The 6514-nt window shown below is 33.9% G+C and carries 6 protein-coding genes and 1 pseudogene; 6 read left to right on the forward strand and 1 reads right to left on the reverse strand.

The genetic code is table 11. From position 1 onward, the window contains the following. Positions 1–64: 64 nt before the first annotated feature. The 4 genes from AC1DJR_RS20170 to AC1DJR_RS20185 all read left to right on the forward strand — a co-directional run bounded on the left by AC1DJR_RS20170 (position 65) and on the right by AC1DJR_RS20185 (position 3634). Complete coding sequence (locus tag AC1DJR_RS20170) at positions 65–229, forward strand: aspartyl-phosphate phosphatase Spo0E family protein (protein WP_002166777.1); 165 nt, start codon at positions 65–67, stop codon at positions 227–229. Positions 230–689: 460 nt separating this feature from the next. Further along, positions 690–1166 carry a YsnF/AvaK domain-containing protein gene (locus AC1DJR_RS20175; protein ID WP_016119337.1) on the forward strand — a complete coding sequence of 159 codons (477 nt, stop codon included), beginning with the start codon at positions 690–692 and terminating at the stop codon, positions 1164–1166. 78 nt (positions 1167–1244) lie between these two features. Next, a complete protein-coding gene (locus AC1DJR_RS20180) occupies positions 1245–1775 on the forward strand; it encodes a YsnF/AvaK domain-containing protein (protein WP_477003351.1) in 531 nt (176 codons plus the stop codon). Positions 1776–2203: 428 nt separating this feature from the next. Next, positions 2204–3634, forward strand: coding sequence for an IS4 family transposase (locus AC1DJR_RS20185; protein WP_477003352.1), 1431 nt, complete (start codon positions 2204–2206; stop codon positions 3632–3634). Positions 3635–3979: 345 nt separating this feature from the next. Here AC1DJR_RS20185 and AC1DJR_RS20190 read toward each other — a convergent pair. Next, positions 3980–4675, reverse strand: a pseudogene (locus tag AC1DJR_RS20190) (PhzF family phenazine biosynthesis isomerase); the annotation flags it as partial. 244 nt (positions 4676–4919) lie between these two features. On the opposite strand from AC1DJR_RS20190, the gene AC1DJR_RS20195 reads away from it, so the two are divergent. Both AC1DJR_RS20195 and AC1DJR_RS20200 read left to right on the forward strand, forming a co-directional pair. After that, complete coding sequence (locus tag AC1DJR_RS20195; RefSeq protein WP_477003353.1) at positions 4920–5633, forward strand: polysaccharide deacetylase family protein; 714 nt, start codon at positions 4920–4922, stop codon at positions 5631–5633. Positions 5634–6000: 367 nt separating this feature from the next. After that, positions 6001–6456 carry a MarR family winged helix-turn-helix transcriptional regulator gene (locus tag AC1DJR_RS20200; RefSeq protein WP_002139621.1) on the forward strand — a complete coding sequence of 152 codons (456 nt, stop codon included), beginning with the start codon at positions 6001–6003 and terminating at the stop codon, positions 6454–6456. Positions 6457–6514: the final 58 nt, after the last annotated feature.

The raw sequence follows: 6514 nt of genomic DNA on the forward strand, positions 1-6514 counted from the left end.
CCCTTATTTTTATATTTATACTATAATTTAACTGCTAAATAGTATTAAAGGAGTTTTTAAAGAGATGGAGATGAGAGATTTACAAAAACTAATTGAATCAAAGAAACAAGAACTAATTAAGCTTGTAGAGAAGTATGGGTTTACCCATAAGCAAGTTTTGTATTTAAGTCAAGACATTGATATATTAATTAATGAATGTATATATAATAATATTAATAAAGGTGAATGAAGTTACAGTTTACGGGGTCCCGCCACATTGTCATCAACCTAAGAAAACAAGTCACCCCCAAAACGATAAATAAGCTTTTTCATTACAGGAAAGCCTAAAAATTTCGTTCTGATGGTGTAATAAAACCTTAGCTTGATAGCGATGTGACGGTACCCCTATAGGTAGTTACTTTGAGAAGTCAGCTCATTTTTTTCGTTTTAGGGCGTTTATTTTTCTTAAGTTGATGGSMATGTATGGTGACCCCTTATAGTACGATAGGGCACGTTAATCGAGGATGAAGGCATGAAGGCTAACGACTCTGATTTTTTTTAAATATCCCTAATAAAAAATTGGATGTAAATACCAAATGGCTAAGTAAAGCCTTTTTAGAAACAAGCACCAAATCAAGCGCATATTTTCACTCACACAGGTAACATTAGTACTTGTAAGATCCAAACACATCCCTTAGGAGGTTTTCATCATGGGCTTTTTTGATTTATTTAACGAAGAAGGAACTCAAAAGGAAACTCGAAAAAAGGTACGTGAAGTAGATCGCTCTGCCGATACAGAATTTGCAGCAGAAGACGTACATCTTGATCTTCGTGCTGAAGAATTGGAGATCGACAAACACCGTGTGGAGACTGGTGATGTGACGCTTCATAAGGACATTGTTGAGGAAGAACAATCAGTGAATGTCCCTGTTTTACATGATCAAGTCGTTATTGAACAAAGAGCCGTTGATCACGAACCAACAGATGAACCAATTACAGAAGAAGAAACGATTCACATTCCAGTAACTGCTGAAAAAATTGATGTAGAAAAGCATACGGTCGTCACTGGTGAAGTCTCTGCTCATAAACGTTCGGTTCAAGAAATAGAACAAGTACGCGACGTACTTCGTAAAGAAGTTGCAGATGTTGAATCGCATGGTAATACAGATATTATCAAAGAGGACTAATTGTGCCTACCTACTTAACTTCTAGTTAAGTAGGTTTCTTTCCATCCTCATATATAAAAAAGAACTTCAGGAGGTCCTATGGGAAAGTATATTACTATTGGTGTGATAATCGGTAGCATAATCGGTTGGGTAACAGGTTTTACAATCGTAACAGGACTCGTTATAGGAGCACTCGTAGGCGGCATTAGTTATACAATGAATTCGAGAAGGAACATCGACAAACCGACTAAAAAAACAAATGAAATTAAAGAAAAAACGCTTCAATTACGAGAAGAGCAACTGGAAATAAAAAAAAAACGAGTACAAATAGGGGAGGTAAAGGTTCATAAAGAAGTCGTCGAAGAACAGAAAACGTTCACTGTTCCTATTAAGCGTGAAGTATTAGTAATAGAAGCAGGAAATGAGGAGGAACTTCGAATTCCTCTGAAAGAAGAAGAAATTGAAATAAACAAACACCCCGTGCAAGTAAATAAAGTATTGGTTACAAAACGTCAAATAGAAGAAATAAAACAAATAAAGGAAAAGCTAAAAAAAGAAACAGCACAAGTTTACGTTACAGGTGATGATGCGGATGTCATAAAAAAGCCGCCTTCTGTAAMAAAGGACTAAACCATTTCCCGCCTTATTCGGGTAGGATAGGTGAAGGCGCTAACCACCCCCTACTCCTTTTACGTAACCTTCGAGACCACCTTCGCCTCCAACAATCAACAGCGCTGCATTTGATAACACTATTGCAGTCAACTGCATCACAATCGAATGAGGAGGTAACTCATCAAACACAATCGAATGAACTTTTTCATGTTCTAGAGCCTCATCAGCCTACATAAGACCTCAAGATCTTCTGTTTTTTCTCTTTCAAAGAAGTGGTACCGTCTCCCCAATAGGAAGACAAAKATAATTTGTGGTGAAAATTCGCTAAATATTGCTTGATATGGGGTCTCGCCACATCACCATCAAGCTAAAGAGAAATTGTATCCATAAAACGAAAAAWACGTTATTCTTTCTGTAGAATCATAGGAAAGGATGGCGTTTTTGATATGAACTTATCTATTTCTAATGAACTAGAATTGTTTTCTAAAGAGTTGCAGCGATATATGTCACCTGATGCTTTAGAGCAATTAGCTAAAAATGTAGGATTTGTKAAACGAAAAAGTAAATACCGYGCACAAGATTTAGTRGCCYTATGTATTTGGTTAAGTCRAAAYATAGCYCATACTTCATTGACACAATTATGTAGTCRRTTAGAAGCTAACACAGGYATTTCTATGAGTCCAGAAGGACTCAATCAACGTTTTAATTCCCAGGCTGTTCTGTTTTTACAACAGCTCTTAGCATATTTACTTCACCAACAAGTTGGTTCTTCTAGCAAGATTCCAACTTTGTATACAAACTATTTTCGACGTATTCGTGTATTGGATTCTACMCATTTTCARATTCCAGATAAATTCACTTCTACATATCAAGGTTCAGGTGGTAGTGGTCAAAATGCTGGCGTGAAAATTCAACTAGAGTATGATTTACTAAGTGGTCAGTTTCTACATGTTCATGTAGGATCAGGAAAGCACAATGATAAAACGTATGGTTCTACTTGTTTAACGTCCCTTCAACCGAACGATGTATGTATACGTGATTTAGGATACTTCGATTTAAAAGACTTACATACGATAAAAGAGTGTAATGCTTATTTTATTTCAAGATTAAAGCTCAATACACGTATATATCAGAAGAATAAAGAGCCTGAATACTTTCAAAATGGAACAATAAAAAAGCACTCTGAGTACATCCAATTAGATATGGAGCAATTCATTGACCAATTACAGTCAGGTGAAACATATGAAATTCCTGAGATTTATATTGGAATGTATCAAAAGCTTCCTGCAAGACTAATTTTGTATAAATTAACTGAAACGCAAATGAAACGTAGACAAAAGGATTTAGCATCTAAAGAACACAAAAAGCAAATTACCTATAAAGAACGCAGTAAACGGCTTAGTGCGATTAACTTTTACRTTACAAATATYCCWTCGGAATACCTRCCAAAAGARCAAGTATACGATTTTTACTCYTTACGRTGGCAAATTGAACTTATCTTTAAAACATGGAAAWCATTTTTTCGTATTCATCACTGTAATTCTGTAAAATTAGAACGATTAGAGTGTCATTTATACGGACAGTTAATTAGTATCCTCCTTTGTTCCTCCACTATGTTTCAAATGCTCCAATTACTCCTCACCAAGCAGAAACGAGAGTTGAGTGAATATAAAGCGATTTATATCATCAAAGATTATTTTCCACTTCTTTATCAAGCTTTACAAAAAGACACTCAAGAGATATCAAAGATACTACTTCGTTTGTTCAATCTTCTACAGAAAAATGGGCGAAAATCCCATAGGTATGAGAAGAAAACAGTCTTTGATATCTTAGGCGTCGTATACAACTTTTCTATGTCCCACAATCAAGTAGCGTAATCTAAAAAAATTATAACCCGATAGGGTTTATTTAGTATGCAAATATTTAAAGAACTTACACTGGACCTTTAGAAAAAAGAAATAATCTCACGTGAGAATAAACTTATATAATCTTAGCTTGATGGGCATGGGGTGTTTACTTTTCTTATTTATTCTATTCAACAAAAGCACCTGTTTGTTTGAATGTATTATTTCACAAATTCCCCGTCATAGAAATAACTTTATTATGATTTACAGTTTACAATGACTGAAATTCATATTAATAAAGACCTCCATTTACGATTCGAACTTTGCATATGAATTGCTAATCAAGTAATAAATCGGACTTAAATACGATTACAGCATACCTGTAACAGGGTCTTCGTTAATACCAATTGCAGGAGCAAACATTCTTCCATGAATTAAAATATCAGAGTCGGGAGCATTCATCGTAAACACATAGAAACCATTGCAATTAATTAATCCACTGACTTTTGTGAGTAAATCCATATTAGGGTTTAATTTGTTAAGAAGTTCCGAATTTTTAATTCCAATCATCACCTTAGAATGCCCGGTTGAAACGATTTGTACTGGACAATCTTCTAATAAATCATTTTCACTAATATTGAAAGCTGTAAATATATTCTCTAAAGCTACACCTTCAATCACAGTTTCAAAACTTATACTACCCTGCGTCATAATAATTTTGTAATCATTATCTTCATTAATCACATCGACTGGTAAAATGCCGGCACCAGTTTTTTGATAAACTTTAACTGTATTTAAACTATTTTCAACTGCACGAGCATAGTGGGCAGCAATCGTCGCATGTCCACAGATAGGGACCTCATGAGTAGGCGTAAAAAAACGAATATGTACATCAGATTCGCTATTGTCTGATTTAAAGATAAATGCCGTTTCCGAATTGTTAAGCTCTCTAGCAATCCTCTGCATCTCTCCCGAAGATAAACCATCTGCATTTGTTATTACACCAGCCGGATTACCTGATAATTTTTCCTTCGTAAATGAATCAATTTGATATAATCGGTAATTTCTTGCCATGTCATTTTCCACCTTTAATATATTTAATTTTTGGTCCTTTATACTATCTTTAATTCTTATTATATTAAAGTTCCCCCATTGCTTCTATAAGGAGCTTGGTAGAAATGTGGCGATACCCCATATTTTATAAAACGTGTTTTTCCTTAGCTCTAACATTTCCATAAACATAACAGCTGTTATTTCTCCATTCTTCCATTTTGAGTGAGTTTCTTCTATTAGGAGTCACCATATCAAAGATTACAATATGGGAAGTGTGCCGTTAAAGGAGAGTGTATACGATGAAAAAACAGGGAAGGTAATTTGGGAAGTAAATACAAAGGAAAAAATAGTTGCAATAACATTTGATGATGGGCCTCATCCTGTTTTCACTCCCCAAATACTTGATATTTTAGCTAAATACAATGCGAAAGCAACCTTTTTCGTAGCAGGTAATAAAGTTAAAAGGTTTCCTGCGATTTTAAAAAGGCAAGTAAAAGAAGGACACGAAATTGCTAATCATACTTATAATCATATTTATGATAAAAATATTACCGCCGCTAAATTAACTGCAGAATTAGATCAAACGGATGAAATTATCAAGCAAATTACTGGCCATAAACCAACTCTCTATCGTCCAGTCGGAGGCCTTCACAATGATTTAATTATTAATACAGCTATAGAAAATGGGAAGCTTATTATTCTATGGTCATGGCATCAGGATCCTCAAGATTGGAGAAATCCAGCAGCTAGCAAAATTTCTAGATATATAACAAAAGGTGTTAAACCTGGCAATATCATTCTACTCCATGATTGGAATGGTAGCGAATTTTCTCAGACATCTCAGACAGTTAAAGCATTAGAAAGTATTATGAGATATTTATACAGAAACGATTACGAATGTGTAACAGTATCTGAAATGCTCTATCGTTCCATAAAAATAATTCCCTCCCCCTTTGATCCTTTTTATCAGTGCATCTAGGCTTATTTACGGAAATTTATGAGAATTTTCTAGAGGGGGTATCGCCAGCATTTTGGAAAAAAACCACGCTAAGAGTTTTTGAGTTATTTTCGCCTTATTTTATCCTTGTTTTAAATTGTGTTGCATATAAACGTAGGCTATTTTGAGTAAATTGTGTTGCGTTAGCAACCGATTTGAATAGTTTTTCTCATTTTAATGCAACACAAGTTACATTGTGTTGTATTAATCGTTCTTATTACTTTTAAAATTAAGTAGGTTTATGCTGAAATTGGTTTAATTGACTTTCCTCTGAAAATAGTCCATAATAAATAGTTCATTCATAAACTATCCGTCGTTGGACTATGTGAAAAGAGAGGAAGTTACTACAATGATACAAAAAAATCAGAGCCTCAAAAAAGAAGAAGAAGTTGTACAGTCATTTGTAGCAATAAATAAAGAAATTATAAAATTTACAAATCAAAATGCCTCTAGTTTAGGATTAACAGTACTACAAATGGGAATCTTAAACACAATTTATGGAATTCCTAATATTACTCTTAAAAGTATTTCAGAACGACTTTCAGTCCCTAAAAGTACAGTGAGTGTAAATGTGGATGAATTAGTTAATCTAGGATTAATCGAACGAAAGCCCTCATCAGAAGATCGTAGAGAGGTAAAATTAAAAGTAACAACGCAAGGTCGAGAAACATCAATAAAAGCTATTGAAAATTCTACTTCCTATAAAGCTATGTCATTAGCATTAGAACAACTTCAGGAAACAGAAATTCAAACATTATTACGTATTCATAAAAACTTATTAAATTCTCTACAGCAATTAAATTAATTTATACAAACTATATTTTTACGTCTTTTAAATATTAAAGAGCCGCTTTACTCTTAAC

Source organism: Bacillus sp. 05T31 (assembly GCF_056396725.1).